Annotated in this window: 16 protein-coding genes; 6 read left to right on the forward strand and 10 right to left on the reverse strand. The window is 74.0% G+C overall.

Features of this window, described 5'->3' with window-relative positions; translation table 11 throughout:
• Positions 1-91: 91 nt before the first annotated feature.
• The 3 genes from ABT360_RS24225 to ABT360_RS24235 are packed head-to-tail and all read right to left on the reverse strand — an operon-like array spanning position 92 to position 3,110.
• Entirely contained in the window at positions 92-781 is a 690-nt protein-coding gene (locus ABT360_RS24225; RefSeq protein ID WP_351820207.1) for a DUF6882 domain-containing protein, read from the reverse strand.
• A gap of 33 nt (positions 782-814) precedes the next feature.
• On the reverse strand, positions 815-2,212 hold the full coding sequence (locus tag ABT360_RS24230) for an FAD-dependent oxidoreductase (RefSeq protein ID WP_351820209.1): 1,398 nt from the start codon (positions 2,210-2,212) through the stop codon (positions 815-817).
• Between the two features lie 10 nt (positions 2,213-2,222).
• Positions 2,223-3,110, reverse strand: a complete 888-nt coding sequence (locus tag ABT360_RS24235) for a DUF4349 domain-containing protein (protein WP_351820212.1) — start codon at positions 3,108-3,110, stop codon at positions 2,223-2,225.
• Positions 3,111-3,237: 127 nt separating this feature from the next.
• On the opposite strand from ABT360_RS24235, the gene hemG reads away from it, so the two are divergent.
• Positions 3,238-4,686: a protoporphyrinogen oxidase gene (hemG, locus tag ABT360_RS24240; RefSeq protein ID WP_351820215.1), complete on the forward strand. Its 1,449-nt coding sequence runs from the start codon at positions 3,238-3,240 to the stop codon at positions 4,684-4,686.
• Positions 4,687-4,690: 4 nt separating this feature from the next.
• Positions 4,691-5,404, forward strand: a complete 714-nt coding sequence (gene hemQ, locus ABT360_RS24245; protein WP_126888868.1) for a hydrogen peroxide-dependent heme synthase — start codon at positions 4,691-4,693, stop codon at positions 5,402-5,404.
• Between the two features lie 176 nt (positions 5,405-5,580).
• Here the strand turns inward: hemQ and ABT360_RS24250 are convergent, their stop codons facing one another.
• The 6 genes from ABT360_RS24250 to ABT360_RS24275 all read right to left on the reverse strand — a co-directional run bounded on the left by ABT360_RS24250 (position 5,581) and on the right by ABT360_RS24275 (position 11,029).
• Positions 5,581-6,345 carry a TIGR04222 domain-containing membrane protein gene (locus ABT360_RS24250; RefSeq protein ID WP_351820218.1) on the reverse strand — a complete coding sequence of 255 codons (765 nt, stop codon included), beginning with the start codon at positions 6,343-6,345 and terminating at the stop codon, positions 5,581-5,583.
• Positions 6,346-6,389: 44 nt separating this feature from the next.
• Positions 6,390-6,971 (reverse strand): DUF4142 domain-containing protein, encoded by a 582-nt coding sequence (locus tag ABT360_RS24255; RefSeq protein WP_351820221.1) that lies wholly within the window; start codon positions 6,969-6,971, stop codon positions 6,390-6,392.
• A 104-nt stretch (positions 6,972-7,075) separates the two neighbouring features.
• Positions 7,076-8,065 carry a TIGR04222 domain-containing membrane protein gene (locus ABT360_RS24260; RefSeq protein WP_351820224.1) on the reverse strand — a complete coding sequence of 330 codons (990 nt, stop codon included), beginning with the start codon at positions 8,063-8,065 and terminating at the stop codon, positions 7,076-7,078.
• Positions 8,062-9,426, reverse strand: a complete 1,365-nt coding sequence (locus ABT360_RS24265) for a DUF692 domain-containing protein (protein ID WP_351820227.1) — start codon at positions 9,424-9,426, stop codon at positions 8,062-8,064. Before ABT360_RS24265 ends, ABT360_RS24260 begins: the two co-directional genes overlap by 4 nt.
• A gap of 103 nt (positions 9,427-9,529) precedes the next feature.
• Positions 9,530-10,294: a DUF4142 domain-containing protein gene (locus ABT360_RS24270; RefSeq protein WP_351820230.1), complete on the reverse strand. Its 765-nt coding sequence runs from the start codon at positions 10,292-10,294 to the stop codon at positions 9,530-9,532.
• A 66-nt stretch (positions 10,295-10,360) separates the two neighbouring features.
• On the reverse strand, positions 10,361-11,029 hold the full coding sequence (locus ABT360_RS24275; RefSeq protein ID WP_351820233.1) for a peptidyl-tRNA hydrolase: 669 nt from the start codon (positions 11,027-11,029) through the stop codon (positions 10,361-10,363).
• A 70-nt stretch (positions 11,030-11,099) separates the two neighbouring features.
• Between ABT360_RS24275 and ABT360_RS24280 the strand changes: the two genes are divergently transcribed.
• The 4 genes from ABT360_RS24280 to ABT360_RS24295 are packed head-to-tail and all read left to right on the forward strand — an operon-like array spanning position 11,100 to position 13,484.
• Positions 11,100-11,777 (forward strand): AIM24 family protein, encoded by a 678-nt coding sequence (locus tag ABT360_RS24280; protein ID WP_351820236.1) that lies wholly within the window; start codon positions 11,100-11,102, stop codon positions 11,775-11,777.
• Positions 11,778-11,788: 11 nt separating this feature from the next.
• The gene (locus tag ABT360_RS24285) at positions 11,789-12,616 is read left to right on the forward strand and encodes an ATP-binding cassette domain-containing protein (protein ID WP_351820239.1); all 828 of its coding nucleotides are present in this window, start codon (positions 11,789-11,791) and stop codon (positions 12,614-12,616) included.
• Positions 12,613-13,281, forward strand: coding sequence for an ABC transporter (locus ABT360_RS24290; RefSeq protein ID WP_351820242.1), 669 nt, complete (start codon positions 12,613-12,615; stop codon positions 13,279-13,281). The genes ABT360_RS24285 and ABT360_RS24290 overlap by 4 nt, the downstream gene beginning before the upstream one ends.
• A gap of 14 nt (positions 13,282-13,295) precedes the next feature.
• A complete protein-coding gene (locus ABT360_RS24295) occupies positions 13,296-13,484 on the forward strand; it encodes a hypothetical protein (protein ID WP_351820245.1) in 189 nt (62 codons plus the stop codon).
• Here ABT360_RS24295 and ABT360_RS24300 read toward each other — a convergent pair.
• Positions 13,481-14,521 (reverse strand): aldo/keto reductase, encoded by a 1,041-nt coding sequence (locus tag ABT360_RS24300; protein WP_351820248.1) that lies wholly within the window; start codon positions 14,519-14,521, stop codon positions 13,481-13,483. The genes ABT360_RS24295 and ABT360_RS24300 overlap by 4 nt on opposite strands.
• Positions 14,522-14,530 lie beyond the last annotated feature (9 nt).

Below are 14,530 nucleotides of genomic sequence, written 5' to 3' on the forward strand. Positions count from 1 at the left end.
CACGGCTTCTCGCCGCCGGGCGCGGTCTGAAGGGGCATGGACATCCGGGTTGCGCGGCGCCGATCTAACGAAGAATCTCTGACTCAGGTCACTAGAGGGCGGTGACGTCCACCGACGCGATCCGGCCCGCCTCGTCGAACGACACCGTCACCGCGGAGCCGTTCGGGAGGCCGGCGCCGATCCCGGTCGGCGACGGGCGCTGCGGCAGACCGTGGTGGGCGAAGTAGCCGCCCACCACCCGGCGCGGCACCGCGCCGTCGATCAGCCCCGCGCCGGTCAGCAGCACCCGCGGCAGGGTGACCGCGTCCGGGACGGTGCGCGGCACGGTCGGGTCGTCCGGGACCAGGTACACCCGGGTGCCGGGCGCCGCCTCGACGCCCAGGTACCCGGCGGCACCGATCACGCCCATGGCGCCGAACGCCAGGTGCTCCACCGCCATGCGCGGATCCGGGAACGAGGACAGGTCCAGGCCCTCCTCGGTGAACTCCCGCACCCCGTCCCGCAGCCCGCACTCGCGCACCGCCGCCGACGCGCCCGCCACCGGCATGTCGCCGAACCCGGGGTTGGCCCAGCCCCACAGCCACGAGCCGTCGGACTCGTCGAACGTCCCGAGTATGGAGATCCGCAGGTCACGGCCGCCTTGCTGGTACAGGCACTGTCCGAGGTCGGCCGTCCAGGGGCCGGAGGGCATGAAGGCGGTGAACGCCTCGAGCTGTTCCCACCCCCAGGCGGCATGGGGCTCGGTGGCGCGGACGAAGGCGTCGCTGAAGGAAGTGATCACGACACCCGACCCTAGGCCATGCTGGTGACGGCGTTACGAGCCCGCCTTCCGGACCGCCGCCACCGCCTTGCGGGCCGCGACCTGCACCGGGTCCCACACCGGGGAGAACGGCGGGGCGTAGCCGAGGTCCAGGGCGGTGATCTGCTCGACGGTCATCCCCGCCGTCAGCGCCACCGCCGCGATGTCCACCCGCTTCGCCGCGCCCTCGCGGCCCACGATCTGGCACCCCAGCAGCCGGCCCGTACGGCGCTCGGCGAGCATCTTGACCGTCATCGGCGCCGCCCCCGGGTAGTACCCGGCCCGGCTCGTCGACTCGACCGTCACCGTCACGAACCGCAGGCCGACCGCCTCCGCGTCCTTCTCGCGCAGGCCGGTCCGCGCGATCTCCAGCGAGCACACCTTGCTGACCGCCGTACCGACGACACCGGGGAACGTGCCGTACCCGCCGGCCACGTTGGCGCCGATGACCTGGCCGTGCTTGTTGGCGTGCGTGCCCAGCGGTATGTGCCGCTCACGGCCCGAGACCAGGTCCAGCACCTCGACGCAGTCACCGCCCGCCCACACCTCCTCGCGGCCGCGCACCCGCATCGACAGGTCGGTCAGCAGCCCGCCGTACTCGCCGAGCGGCAGCCCCGCCTCCCGCGCCAGGGTGGTCTCCGGCGCCACGCCCATGCCCAGCACGACGACGTCCGCCGGGTACTCGGCGTCCTCCGTGGCCACCGCCCGCACCCGGCCCTCGTCACCCGTGAGGATCTTGGTGACCTCCGTGCCGGCGACCGTGGTGATGCCGAGGCCGTCCATCGCCTCGTGCACCAGCCGTCCCATGTCCGGGTCGAGCGTCGACATGGGCTGCTCGCCCCGGTTGAGGACGGTCACCTCGTAGCCGCGCTTCAGCAGCGCCTCCGCCATCTCCACGCCGATGTACCCGGCGCCCACGACCACCGCGCGCCGCCGGGCCGTCCCGTTCACCGCCGTCAGCGTGGACAGCAGCGCCTGACCGTCGTCCAGCGTCTGCACCCCGTGCACGCCAGCCGCGTCGATGCCCGGCAGCGGCGGCCGCACCGGGCGGGCGCCGGTCGCGACCACCAGCTTGTCGTAGCCCTCCCACGACTCGGCGCCCGACTCCACGTCCCGGACGCGCACCCGCCCGCCGTCCAGGTCGAGTCCGGTCACCTCCGTCCGCAGCCGCAGATCGATGGCCCGCTCGCGGTGCGCCTCCGGCGTGCGCGCGACGAGCCGGTCCGGCCCTTCGACGTCGCCGCCGACCCAGTACGGAATCCCGCACGCCGAGTACGAGGTGAAGTGCCCCCGCTCGAAGGCCACGATCTCCAGCTCGTCCGGGCCCTTCAGCCGACGGGCCTGGGACGCGGCGGACATGCCGGCCGCGTCCCCACCGATGATCACCAGTCGTTCTCGTCCCAGCTGTCCCATGCGGGACACGCTACGACGAGGCGCTCCCCGAGTCCCCGCGCTTCGCCGACCGCGTCCGCAGCAGCCACCGCCACCCGGCGTACGCCACCAGGAACACCGCCGCCCACGGTGCCACCGCCAGCAGCACGATCCCGGCCCACTTGGCGGTGGTCACCAGCGCGTTCCAGCCGCCGCTCAGCGCGTCCGCGAAGCCCGGGCCGTCGTCGTCCCGGGCTTCGGCCGGCTTCTCCGGTTCGCTGAGGTGCAGGGTGATGGTCGCCAGCGTCGTACGGTCCTTCAGCGCCGCCCGCTGTGCCAGCAACGACTCCAGGTCCGCCTGACGGCTGCTCAACTGCCCCTCCAGGGCCACCACATCGCTCAGCTTCGTCGCCTCGTCCATCAGCTCCCGCACCCGTGCGACGCTCGCCCGCTGCGTGGCGATCCGGCTCTCCACGTCGACGACCTGGTCGGTGACGTCCTTGGCCTCCGCCTTGCGCGAGAGCAGTTTCCCGGCGCCCGCGAGCTCCTTCAGCGTCGCGTCGTACGCGGACTGCGGCACGCGCAGCACGATCCGCGAGGTCACGTGGTCGTCGTCGACGCGCTCGGTCGCCTCGTTCGCGACATGGCCGCCCGCGGCGTCGGCGACCGTACGTGCCTTCGTCAGCGCCTGTGCGGCGTTCCCGACCTCGACGGAGAGCTCGGCGGTACGGATCACGTGCTGCTGCTGGTCCGGCGCCGGCTTGGGTGCGGGGGAGGCCTTGGCGCCCTCGGCCGGCCTGTCCGCCGTGTGACCCGAGTCCGCCGCGGTGCTGCTGACGGCCTTCTCGTCCCCGCTCTCGCCGGACGCGCCGCACCCGGCGAGCGCGAGCGAGGCGGCCAGCAGCAGTACGGCCCCGAACCTGTGACGACGTGTGCGCATGATCCCCCCGGTTACCCCTGGCGACTGATGTGCCGGTTGGACGAGCGGGGGAGGGGGCCGGTTGCCGCAAGCGGCTCACGAACCGGTCACGGTCGGGACTCGGAACGGCGTTTGAGAGAGTGGAGACATGAACGCGGACACAGGGGACACTTCCAGGAGCGGCCACGTCGTCGTCATCGGCGGCGGCATCGCGGGCCTCGCCGCCGCCCACCGGCTGATCACCGCCGGGCGGCGCGTGACCCTGCTGGAGGCCACCACCCGGCTCGGCGGCAAGCTCCACGCCGGCGAGATCGCGGGCGCCCCCGTCGACCTCGGCGCCGAGTCGATGCTCGCCCGCCGCCCCGAGGCGGTCGACCTCGCCCGCGCCGTCGGCCTCGGCGACCGGCTCCAGCCGCCCGCCACCACCACCGCCGCCGTCTGGACGCGTGACGCCCTCCGGCCGATGCCCAAGGGGCACGTCATGGGCGTCCCCGGCGACGCGGCCGCCCTCGCCGGACTGCTGACCGCCGAAGGCCTCGCCCGTGTCGAGCACGAGCGGGACCTGCCCCCGGCCGACCCCGCCGACCTCGGCGACGACATCGCCGTCGGCCGCTACGTCGCCGACCGGCTCGGCCGCGAGGTCGTCGACCGGCTCGTCGAACCACTCCTCGGCGGGGTGTACGCGGGCGACGCCTACGCCATCTCGATGCGCGCCGCCGTGCCCAAGCTCTTCGACGCCGCCCGCGCCCACGGCACGCTCACCGAGGCCGTCCGCTCCCTCCAGCAGGCCGGACAGCAGCAGGCCGGGCCCGCCTTCATGGGGATCGAGGGCGGCATCGGTACGCTGCCCGGCGCCGTCGCCGACGCCATCACCGCCCAGGGGGGCGAGGTCCTCACCGACACGCCGGTCCACGCCCTCACGCGAGCGGCCCGCGGGGGCTGGGACGTCCGTACCGGCGAACGCGTCCGCCACGCCGACGCCGTGATCGTCGCCACCCCCGCCTGGTCCGCCTCCGAGCTGCTCGCCGCCGAGTCCCCGTCCGCCGCCGCCGAGCTGGCCGCCGTCGAGTACGCCTCCATGGCCCTGGTCACCCTCGCCTTCCGGCGCACCGACGTGGCGGGCGTGCTGCCCGCCGGCTCCGGGTTCCTCGTCCCGCCCGTCGACGGCCGGACCATCAAGGCGTCCACGTTCTCCTCCCAGAAGTGGAAGTGGACCGACGAGGGCTCCGGCGACCTCGTCGTGCTGCGCACCTCCGTCGGCCGGTACGGCGAGGAGGAGCACCTGCACCGCGAGGACGCCGACCTCGTCTCCGTGTCCCTGAAAGACCTCGCCCACGCCACCGGCCTGGCCGCCCGGCCCGTCGCCACCGAGGTCACCCGCTGGATCGGCGGCCTGCCGCAGTACCCGGTCGGCCACCTCGCCCGTGTCGCCCGCATCCGCGACGCCGTCGCCAAGCTGCCCGCCCTGCGTGTCTGCGGAGCCGTGTACGACGGCGTCGGCATCCCCGCGACCATCGCGAGCGCGCGGCGCGCGGCGGACGAGATCCTCGCCACGCCGACCCCGGCGCGAGGCACCCTGAGCAACGAGCGAGAATAGCCCTATGAGTGCGCCCGAAAAGATCCCGAACGCCGGTAAGAAGGCGAAGGACCTCAACGAGGTCATCCGCTACACCCTGTGGTCCGTCTTCAAGCTGCGCGACGTCCTGCCCGAGGACCGGACCGGCTACGCCGACGAGGTCCAGGAGCTGTTCGACCAGCTCGCCGCCAAGGACATCACCGTGCGCGGCACGTACGACGTCTCCGGTCTGCGCGCCGACGCCGACCTGATGATCTGGTGGCACGCCGAGACCTCGGACGCGCTCCAGGAGGCCTACAACCTCTTCCGCCGCACCAGGCTGGGCCGCGCGCTGCAGCCGGTGTGGTCCAACATGGCGCTGCACCGACCCGCCGAGTTCAACCGGTCGCACATCCCGGCCTTCCTCGCCGACGAGACGCCGCGCGACTACGTCTCGGTCTACCCCTTCGTGCGCTCCTACGACTGGTACCTGCTGCCCGACGAGGACCGGCGCCGGATGCTCGCCGACCACGGCAAGATGGCCCGCGGCTTCCCGGACGTACGAGCCAACACGGTCGCCTCGTTCTCCCTGGGCGACTACGAGTGGATCCTCGCCTTCGAGGCGGACGAGCTGTACCGGATCGTGGACCTGATGCGTCACCTGCGCGCCTCCGAGGCGCGGATGCACGTACGCGAAGAGGTCCCGTTCTACACCGGCCGGCGCAAGTCGGTCGCGGATCTGGTCGCGGGTCTCGCCTGACGGCCCCGACCCGACCGACCTGGTGACGGGCGGGCGCGGCCATCTCCTGGCCGGCCGCCCTCCGGTCACCCCCCGACCCGGAAGATCAGACGGCGGGCCCCTCCGCCCGCCGCTCCAGCGACACCGGGTCCGGCTCCCGGTGCGGCGCGCGTCACGCGCGCCGCACCGGCGTCTTTTCAGCGGCTCCTGTGCTGTCCCGGTGCGAGCGCGGCACGCAGCGCAGGGTCCTCCAGGGCGTGGACCCCGACGATCGCGACGGCGGCGAGCGGGTCGCGCCGGTTCACCTTCGTCAGCAGGCGCTGCCCGGCGGGGGAGGCCCAGCCCGTGTACGGGTGGACCTCGACGCGCGCGATGACGAGGCACCCGAGCGTGAGGACCAGCGGGAGCGCGAACCAGGCCATGCCGTGGACGTCCGGCGCGTGTCCGGCCGGCAGCAGCACGGCGGCCACCGCGAGCGAGACCGTCAGGATTGTCGAGCGGCGCACGCCGCGCAGCGCGGCGGCAACGGCGGACCTGGCGGCGTCGGGCACGGCGAGCCCCGCGGCGACGAGCCGGTCGGCGAGCGCCCGCACCGCGTCGGCCGCCGACGCCGCGGCGCGTACCGCCGCCGTCCGCGACTGCCCCTCGGGCCCTATCGCCCCGATCACCGAACGCTCCAGGTCGTCCGCGCCCTCCGGGTCCGGGTCCACGACGGTCGCCCAGCCGGTGTGCGCCAGCCACAGCCGCCGTCGGCGGTGCATCGACACCAGCGCCAGATCGGTCACCCTCTGCGGGCCACCGGCCAGGAACGCGACCTCGTACAGGCTCAGTTCACGGTCCTCCGCCCGGTCGCGCTCCTTCGGAGGCACCGGCTGGGCGGCCTCGGCGGCGGCGAGGCACAGCCGCGCGCAGCTGATGGCCGCCGCGGCCCACGTCACCAGCAGCAAGGGCACCCAGAACATGCCGGAGTTCTACGCGAAACGGTGGGCGTGGCGCCACGGGGTTCTCACGATATGGACGTCTCCAGAGCGTTGAGGTCCTGGAGGAGGAGCCGTACGGCGTCGTCGGCGAGCGCCCTGACGAGGGTGTTGCGGGTGGTGGCACGGATCTCGGCGGCGACGGAGAAGAGGGTGCCGTGCTCCTGGCGCAGGAGGGCGGCGAACACCGACGCGTAGGCGGGGCCGTGGGCCTCCATCAACCGGTCGAGCCAGGTCCGCTGCTCGTCGGTGGGCCGGCTCGGCAGCGCCACGCGGAGCCGGGCGGCGACGTCACGGACGCGGACGCCGAGGTAGGTGTGATCGGTCGCGAGGTGCCGCCCGGCGGTCTCCACGGCGCGGCTGGGGGCGCGGCCGGTGGCCTGCTGGGCGGCCGGGAGCGCCCAGAGCCCGGTCAGCCGGACGCGGACGACGAAGTCGCGGTCGGCGGCGGACAGCGGCCCCCACCGGGTGGGCACGGAACCGGCCTCCAGGCGGGCGGGGGTGGTGCCGGCGCGGTCGGCGCAGGACCAGACGGGGAACACGAGGGCGGCGATGGTCGCGGTCAGGGCGACGACGACCAGGCCGGTGCCGGTGCCTGAGTGGGGTCGCATGGTGCGGTGCACGCTGGCGGGCGGCGCGGTGCTCGTGCGGACGGTTGCCGAAGCTGCGGTCAACTCCCGGGTGTCACTGGTACGTTGGGAGGTTCCCCGAACCGTCAGTCCCCGCCTCCTCCGCCTCCGCCGCAGCTGGACCCACCGCCGCTGCTGCCTCCGCAGCTCGACCCGCCTCCGCCGCTTCCACAGCTCGACCCGCCGCTGCACGCGGAGCCGCCACCGCCTCCGCCGCCTCCGCAGCCGCCCCCGCAGCTCGAACCGCCCGTGTCGGCGCTCGCGCACCACACGATGACCGTCGTGGTCACGAAAGGCTCGTCCTGCTGTGTGCCCCCTCCGCGGCCCCTTCTGCCGTACATCCGCGCCGCCGCCACCAGCTGATCCCGGAGCACCGGATCGGGCAGCGCGCGCAGCCCGTGCAGTGCCACCAGGTCCCCCGGCTCGATCAGGTGGGCATGGGCCCTGCGGTACGCGGCGAGGGCCCGGCGGCCGGCCCCGGTGATCCGGCGGCTGCTGACGCCGCCGCAGATCATGGCGGTGACCAGGCCGGCCAGCAGGGCGGGCAGCACCTTGATGACGAAGGGGAACGGCATGTCGCCGAAATCGGCGGTGGCGTACTCGGCGACGGTCGCGGCGATGGAGCCGAAGATGAGCAGGAAGCATGCGGCTGCCTGCACGGTGGCCCACCGGCGCCAGGTGCGCCCCGCGCCGCGCGGCACGATCAGCCCGCGGGCGGCCAGCCGGTCGCCCACCTCCTGCACGGCGGGGTTGCGCATGGCGGCGAGCCGGACCGTGTGCAGCGCGCCGCTGGGCGCAGCGGCGAGCTCGTGCAGCACCGCGCGTTCGACCGGGTCGTGGCCGACCGGGCGTACGACGTGCACGATGCCCGGCCCGCCGACGGCGACGCGGCCGTCCGCGTGGAGCGAGGCCAGGGCGGAGTCGACGACCCGGGCGGGCCCGCCGTTCAGGAACGCGGCCTCCACCCGGTGGTGGATGGAGCCGCCCGGGCCGCGCCGGGCGGCGGCCACCCCGTTGATCAGCAGGGCCGACGAGACGGCGACGGCGACGTACAGCAGGAGGGCGAGGGCGTTCACGCGGCTCGCCTCCCCACGAGCGCGGCGCGGGCGGCGCGCACGAGCCGGCCGGCCCGGCCGGGCGGCCGCGCCCCGGCGCGTTCCCGCCACCATGTGGTGAGCCGTTCACGGGCTGCGGGGTCCTCGGGCCTGCCGGCGATCAGCAGGTGTTCCGCGAAGTCGAGCGCGTCGCGCCGGTATCCGCCGCGCATGGGGCGCGAGGCGGCGTACGCGAGGAACGCGGCCCGGTATCCGCCGCCGAGGATCTCCGGCAGCTCGGGCGCCACCTTGGCGACGACCCCGGCCCGCTTGCCGGCCAGCGCACGGCTCTGCACCCGCAGCCGCGCGTGGTCGAACCCCTCGGGTGCGGGCGTCCCGGCCACCAGCGCCGACAGCAACGCGGCCTGAGCGATCCCCACCCGCTCCCGCACCCCCGTGCCGATGGCGCGGGCAGGCTTCCGCCCCGCCACGCGCTTGGACCCGGCAACCGTCTCGGGCCCGGCGTCCGCCCCGCGTTCGGTCCCCGTCCCGGCCCCGACGCCCGCGCCGCCGCGTTCGGCGGCACCCGCCACCGTCGCGCGGATGGAGGCGAGTTCGGCCGCCAGCTCCTCCGCCGGCGGGAAGTCGTCGTCCCGTTCCAGCAGGACGCCCGGCGGGGCGACCCGCGAGGCGAGGTCCGCGAGGATGCTCAGGACCGCGGGCGGGACCGGGTGGGCGTGGGTGTCGTGCCAGACGCCGTCCCGTTCGACACCGCCCGCCACGTGGACGTACGCGATCGCCTCGACCGGCAGCTCCGCCAGGGCCTTCGCCGGCTCCTCGCCCCGGTTGACGTGGTTGGTGTGCAGGTTCGCCACGTCGATCAGGAGGCAGACGCCCGTGCGCTCCACCAGCTCGGCCAGGAACTGCCCCTCCGTCAGTTCCTCGCCCGGCCAGGAGAACAGCGCCGCTATGTTCTCCAGCGCCAGCGGCACCGGGAGCGCGTCCTGGGCGATACGGACGTTCTCGCACAGCACGTCCAGCGCGTCCCGGGTACGCGGGACCGGCAGCAGGTGGCCCGCCTCCAGGGCGGGGGAGGCGGTGAGCGGCCCCCCGGCCCGTACGAAGGCGATGTGCTCGGTGACCAGCGGCGCCCCGAGGGCCGTGGCCTTCGACGCCAGCTCCGCGAGGCGCCCCTCGTCCGGCCGGTCCGCGCCGCCCAGGCCCAGCGACACGCCGTGCGGGACGATCGTGACGCCCCGGTCGCGCAGCCGCAGCAGGGAGTCGGGGAGGTGGCCGGCGCAGATGTTCTCCGCGACCACCTCCACCCAGTCCACGCCGGCCAGCCCCTCCACCGTGTCCGCGATCTCCGGACGCCAGCCGATTCCGGTACCCAGTTCCCTCATGTCCCCCTCCTCCTGCGTCGGTCGGAGGGGTAATGGCCCCGTGAGTGGAACCGCGAAACGAGAGAACCGCAGTTCAGAGCTTGATTTGAGGTTACGGGCCGGGTTACGGGCGGGTCGTGTTGATGGCCGTCGGCGGCCCCGGCTGCGTCGAGGGCCGGGAGGTGAAGGACTGGTCCGTCCCCGTCGGCACGGCCGGGGACGGCGCCGGCGGCAGGTTGCCGTTGGGCGCCGGCGGACCGGACGGGCTCGCGGTCGCGTTCCCCGCGGCCTCGTTGGCGATCGCGTCGAAGTCGACCTTGCCCGTCGCCTCCAGCATCGTGATGTGGTCCAGGACCGTCTGATTGGCGTCGCTCGCCAGCTGACGTATCAGCGTGTTGCGGGTGGTGTGCCGCACCTGGGCGACCAGGGCGAAGACCTTGCCGTGCGCGTTGCGCAGCAGGTTGGCGAACTTCCGCTCGTACTCCTCGCCGCTCGCCGCCGACAGTTCCTGCAGCCACCCCTGCTGCTGCTCGGTCGGCTGGTTCGGCAGCTCCACGCCCAGCTTCGCCGCCACGTCACGCGCCCGCTGGTCCAGGTCGGTGTGGCCGACGACCAGGTGGTCGCCCGCGTCCTTGATGGCCTGGCTCGGCGCCCGCTCGATCGCCTGTTGGCCGGCCGGCAGCTCCCAGAGCCCCGCCAGCCGCACCTTCACCAGGAAGTCGCGGTCCGTCGCCGACAGCGGTCCCCACTGGGTCGCCACGGTCGACGCGTTGAGGTTGGCCTGGCCGGTGCCGGAGCGGTCGGCGTACGACCAGACCGGGAACGCCAGCGCGCTGACCGTGGCGACGAGGGCCGCGATGATGAGTGCCGAGCCGTTGATACGTCGCAACAACAAGGTGGTGCCTCCCGAACCTAATGGCATTACTGGGAGGTACGTATACATGGAACGGAACGTTCAGTCGCCCCGCACCGGAAACTCGGAGACCACCGTGCACGACCCGGGGGCGATCTCCGTGAAGCCCGCGTCGCGCACCAACGGCAGCCCGCTCGTGGTCAGTTCGGCCCACCGGCCGGGGTGCGCGGTACGTACCGCGAGGGGGAATCCGGCCTCCCGCCAGGCTTTGCGGTCCGCGTCCGTCATCGCCCACCACAGCAGCTGGGCGCCGTGCCCGACCTGCGCCATCTCCTTGCCGGCCGACATGTGCAGGTCCGGGTTGAGCCACAGCAGCGCCTGCCCGGGCGCGGGCGACGGCAGCTCGCCGGTGTCGTCCAGCTCCGTGCCGGACACCTGGAGCTTGGCGAGCTCCTTGGGCCAGCCGTCGAGCGGGACCGGCGGGAAGACCCGTACCTCCGCCGTGCCGCCCGTCACCGTGATGCCCGGCAGCTGCGCGGCCTTGCGCCACTCCGCGCCCCGCGCCCGGCGCACCACCTTGCGGATCCGCGCGTCCTGCCAGGCGCGCACGGCCTCGGCCCACTCGCCGTCGCCGAGCGCCCGGTCGTCCGACAGCATCACGAGCACCGCGCGGGCGGCGGCCTCCAGGGCGTCGGTCCTGGCCGGAGGTTCGGCCTTCTCGATGCGTACGACCAGGGGGAGGACGAACTGGGGGGCGTCGTTGCTGCTCATCAGGACAGTTTGCCAGCCGATCATGGACCCGTTCTTGGCGGAACGGGTCGTTCCGGGACACGATGCCCGCATGAAAAGCGATCTTTTCGCCTCCGAGAACATGGCGCAGCAGGCGACAGTGCCCGGCATGACCCTCCAGAACGCGAAGTCGGTCAAGTACACCGTCAACGGTGAGATGCACGCCCGGCAGGGATCGATGATCGCCTACCGCGGAAACCTCCAGTTCGAGCGCAAGGGCCAGGGGCTGGGCGGCATGCTCAAGCGTGCCGTCACCGGCGAGGGCCTGCCGCTGATGGCCGTGCGCGGCCAGGGCGAGGCGTGGTTCGCGCACGAGGCCCAGAACTGCTTCATCGTCGACATCGACCAGGGTGACGCGCTCACCGTCAACGGCCGCAACGTCCTGTGCTTCGACGCGACGCTCTCGTACGACATCAAGACCGTGAAGGGCGCCGGAATGACCGGCGGCGGCCTCTTCAACAGCGTCTTCACCGGCTACGGCAAGCTCGCCGTCATCTGCGACGGAAACCCCGTCGTCATCCCGGTCACCACCAACCAGCCGGTGTACGTCGACACCGACGCGGTCGTCGGCTGGAGCGCCCAGCTGAACACCTCGCTGCACCGGTCCCAGTCCCTCGGCTCGATGATCCGCGGCGGGTCCGGCGAGGCCGTGCAGCTGATGCTCCAGGGCGAGGGCTTCGTGATCGTACGGCCCAGCGAGCTCACGCCCGAGAAGGCGAAGCAGTCCTGAACCTCACGGCAATGGGCCGCCGTTACGGTCTGACCGGGGCCTGGGTGCTGCGGGACGTCCATCTCGACGTCCCCGCGGGCACCCTGGTCCGGATCGAGGGCACCAACGGCAGCGGCAAGTCCACCCTGCTGCGGCTGATCGCCGGGATCGACGCCCCGACCGAGGGCCGGATCACCGGCCGGCCGCCGCGTACCGCGTACGTGCCCGAACGCTTCCCCGCCGCGCTCCCGTTCACCGCCACCGGCTACCTCGCCCACCTCGGGCGCATCCAGGGGCTCGGGCGGCGGGTGGCGGCGGCGCGGGCGGCCGAGTGGCTGGAGCGGTTCGGGGCCCTGTCCCACGCGCGCACCCCGCTGGCCGAGCTGTCCAAGGGCACCAGCCAGAAGGTCGCCGTGGCCCAGGCACTGCTCGCCGAACCGGACCTGCTCGTCCTGGACGAGGCGTGGACCGGCCTGGACTCGGCGGCCCGCGCGGAGCTGGACCGGGCGGTGGGGGAGCGGGTCACGGCGGGCGGGTCGGTGGTGTACGTCGACCACGACCCGCGGCGGCTCGCGGGAGCGGCGGACGCGGTGTACGCGATGACCGGCGGCCGTCCGGAGCCCCGCGCCCCTGCCGCCGTGTCCGCGGAACCGGAGCAGCTGGTCCAGGTGGTGGCGTCGGGCGGCCGGCTCGGGGACCTTCCCGGCTCACCCACGTACACCACCGCCCCGGACGGGGGCGTGGCCTTCACCGTGGCGGCCGCCCACTCGGACGCGCTGCTGTGGGAGCTGCTGACGGCCCGCACGCCCTGGCACATCCACCGGGTGGCCCCGGTGAGGATCGAGAGCACCGCCCCATGACCGCGCTCCTCCGCTACCAGACCGCCCTGCTGCTGCGCTCCCAGGGCTGGCTCCCGCCGGTCCTGCTGTACGTCGCGTTCGTCGCCATCGGCGTGCGCGCCGGCGAACCGGTGCTCGGCGCCCTCGGGTACGTCTCCGCCCCGCTGCTGCCGGTCACCGCCTGGCTCGTACGGATCTGCCTGAACCAGGAGCCCCCGGCCGCCCGGAGCGTCGCCGCCGCGGCGGCCGGCCGGACCCGGGTCCACCTCGCGGCGATCCTCGCCGGGACCCTCGGCGCGGCCCTGCCCGGGACGGTGGCCCTGCTGCTGGTGATGGCGGCGGGCGCGCGGGTCAGCGCCGACGGGCGGACGGGCGTCCCGCCGGGACCCGCCGCCCTCGCGGGACTGCTCACCGCGACGGTCTGCGTCCTGCTCGGCGCGGCCGTCGGCGCCCTGCTGACCCGCCCGTTGGTGCCGGCCCCCGGCTGGTCCTTCGCCGCCATCGCGACGGCCGCCCTGCTGGTGCTGGTGACCACCGGATCGCCCGCCAACACCGCGATCACCGGCCTGGTCGACGGCAACCTCACCGGCAGGGTCCCGCTGCCGCTGCTCCCCCTGGGGGCGGCGGTGGTGCTCGCGGCGGCAGCGGTCGCCCTCGCCTGCCGGCTCACCGCGGTACGGGAGTGAGTACGCTCGTATACATGGACGACAAGGACGATTCGTACTGCGAGACCCCGGCTCCCCAGGACGCCCGGTCCGAGGGCGGACCGCCGTACGCCGCGTGTGTCCAGTGCCAGGAGCCGACCGAGTACCCGGAGTCGACCAAGGGCATCACGCTGTGCCCGGTCTGCGAGTGGCGGGAGGCGGAGCGCACCGCCTGCTCCGGTTAGGCCTGACCGCGGTCGGCCCGGGACGCGCGCCAGGTGCGCCGGTCGTCGACGTCCGCGCGGCGGCCGCCGTGGACGTTGCGCAGGACGCTCGGGCTCCGCAGGAAGTCGTGCGGGAAACCGAGTGGCACGGCGCTGACGCGGTCGAGCCGCTCGACGGCGGCGGCGTCCAGCTCCACGTCGAGGCACGCGAGATTGTCGGCGAGCTGGTCGGGACGGTTCGCCCCGACGAGGGGCACGATGTTGCCGGGGCGGCCGCGCAGCCAGGCCAGCGCCACCTGGGCCGGGCTCCAGCCACCCTGTTCGGCGATCTCCAGGACGGCGGTGATGATCGCGGCCTCCCGCTCGTCCTCCCGCGCCCCGTCGGACAGCCTGCCCGTCCCGCCCCGGCGGTACTTCCCGGTGAGCTTGCCGGCCGCCAGCGGCGCCCAGGCGAACACGGCCTGGTCGAAGCCGCGCGCCTGCGGCAGCAGCTCGCGTTCGGGCGTGCGCTCCAGCAGGTTGTACCGCAGTTGCGAACCGGCGAAGGAGGTCCAGCCGCGCAGTTCGGCGAGGGTGTTCGCCTGGGCGATCTCCCAGGCGGGCCAGTCGGACACGCCGAGGTAGAGCACCTTCCCGGAGCGTACGAGATCGTCCAGGGCGCGCATGACCTCCTCGACCGGGGTCAGCTCGTCCCGCGCGTGCACCCACAGCACGTCGAGGCGGTCGGTGCGCAGCCGGGCGAGGCTGGCCTCCACCGACTGCACCAGGTTCTTGCGGTGGTTGCCGCCGGAGTTGACATCGCCCTCGTGTGTGGCGCAGGTGTACTTGGAGGCCAGGACGAACCGGTCCCGGCGGCCGTCGAGCAGCGTGCCCAGAACGGTCTCGGAGGCGCCGCCGGCGTAGACGTCGGCCGTGTCGACGAAGTTGCCGCCCGCGTCCGCGTACGCGTCCAGGATGCGGCGGTTCACCTCGACGTCGCCGTCGTGGCCCATGGTCATGGCGCCCAGAGCGAGCTCGCTCACGCGCAGTCCGGTCCGCCCGAACAGTGTGTAACGCACGGTGTATCC

The sequence above is a fragment of the Streptomyces sp. NPDC000229 genome, assembly GCF_040300825.1.
In the GTDB taxonomy this organism is placed as follows: Bacteria; Actinomycetota; Actinomycetes; order Streptomycetales; family Streptomycetaceae; genus Streptomyces.

Coding starts and splice junctions, on each gene's coding strand:
- ABT360_RS24230 (WP_351820209.1), bottom strand. CDS start 2,212: ATGGGACAGCTGGGACGAGAACGACTGGTGATCATCGGTGGGGACGCG.
- ABT360_RS24235 (WP_351820212.1), bottom strand. CDS start 3,110: ATGCGCACACGTCGTCACAGGTTCGGGGCCGTACTGCTGCTGGCCGCC.
- hemG (WP_351820215.1), top strand. CDS start 3,238: ATGAACGCGGACACAGGGGACACTTCCAGGAGCGGCCACGTCGTCGTC.
- hemQ (WP_126888868.1), top strand. CDS start 4,691: ATGAGTGCGCCCGAAAAGATCCCGAACGCCGGTAAGAAGGCGAAGGAC.
- ABT360_RS24250 (WP_351820218.1), bottom strand. CDS start 6,345: ATGTTCTGGGTGCCCTTGCTGCTGGTGACGTGGGCCGCGGCGGCCATC.
- ABT360_RS24255 (WP_351820221.1), bottom strand. CDS start 6,971: ATGCGACCCCACTCAGGCACCGGCACCGGCCTGGTCGTCGTCGCCCTG.
- ABT360_RS24265 (WP_351820227.1), bottom strand. CDS start 9,426: ATGAGGGAACTGGGTACCGGAATCGGCTGGCGTCCGGAGATCGCGGAC.
- ABT360_RS24275 (WP_351820233.1), bottom strand. CDS start 11,029: ATGAGCAGCAACGACGCCCCCCAGTTCGTCCTCCCCCTGGTCGTACGC.
- ABT360_RS24280 (WP_351820236.1), top strand. CDS start 11,100: ATGAAAAGCGATCTTTTCGCCTCCGAGAACATGGCGCAGCAGGCGACA.
- ABT360_RS24285 (WP_351820239.1), top strand. CDS start 11,789: ATGGGCCGCCGTTACGGTCTGACCGGGGCCTGGGTGCTGCGGGACGTC.
- ABT360_RS24290 (WP_351820242.1), top strand. CDS start 12,613: ATGACCGCGCTCCTCCGCTACCAGACCGCCCTGCTGCTGCGCTCCCAG.
- ABT360_RS24295 (WP_351820245.1), top strand. CDS start 13,296: ATGGACGACAAGGACGATTCGTACTGCGAGACCCCGGCTCCCCAGGAC.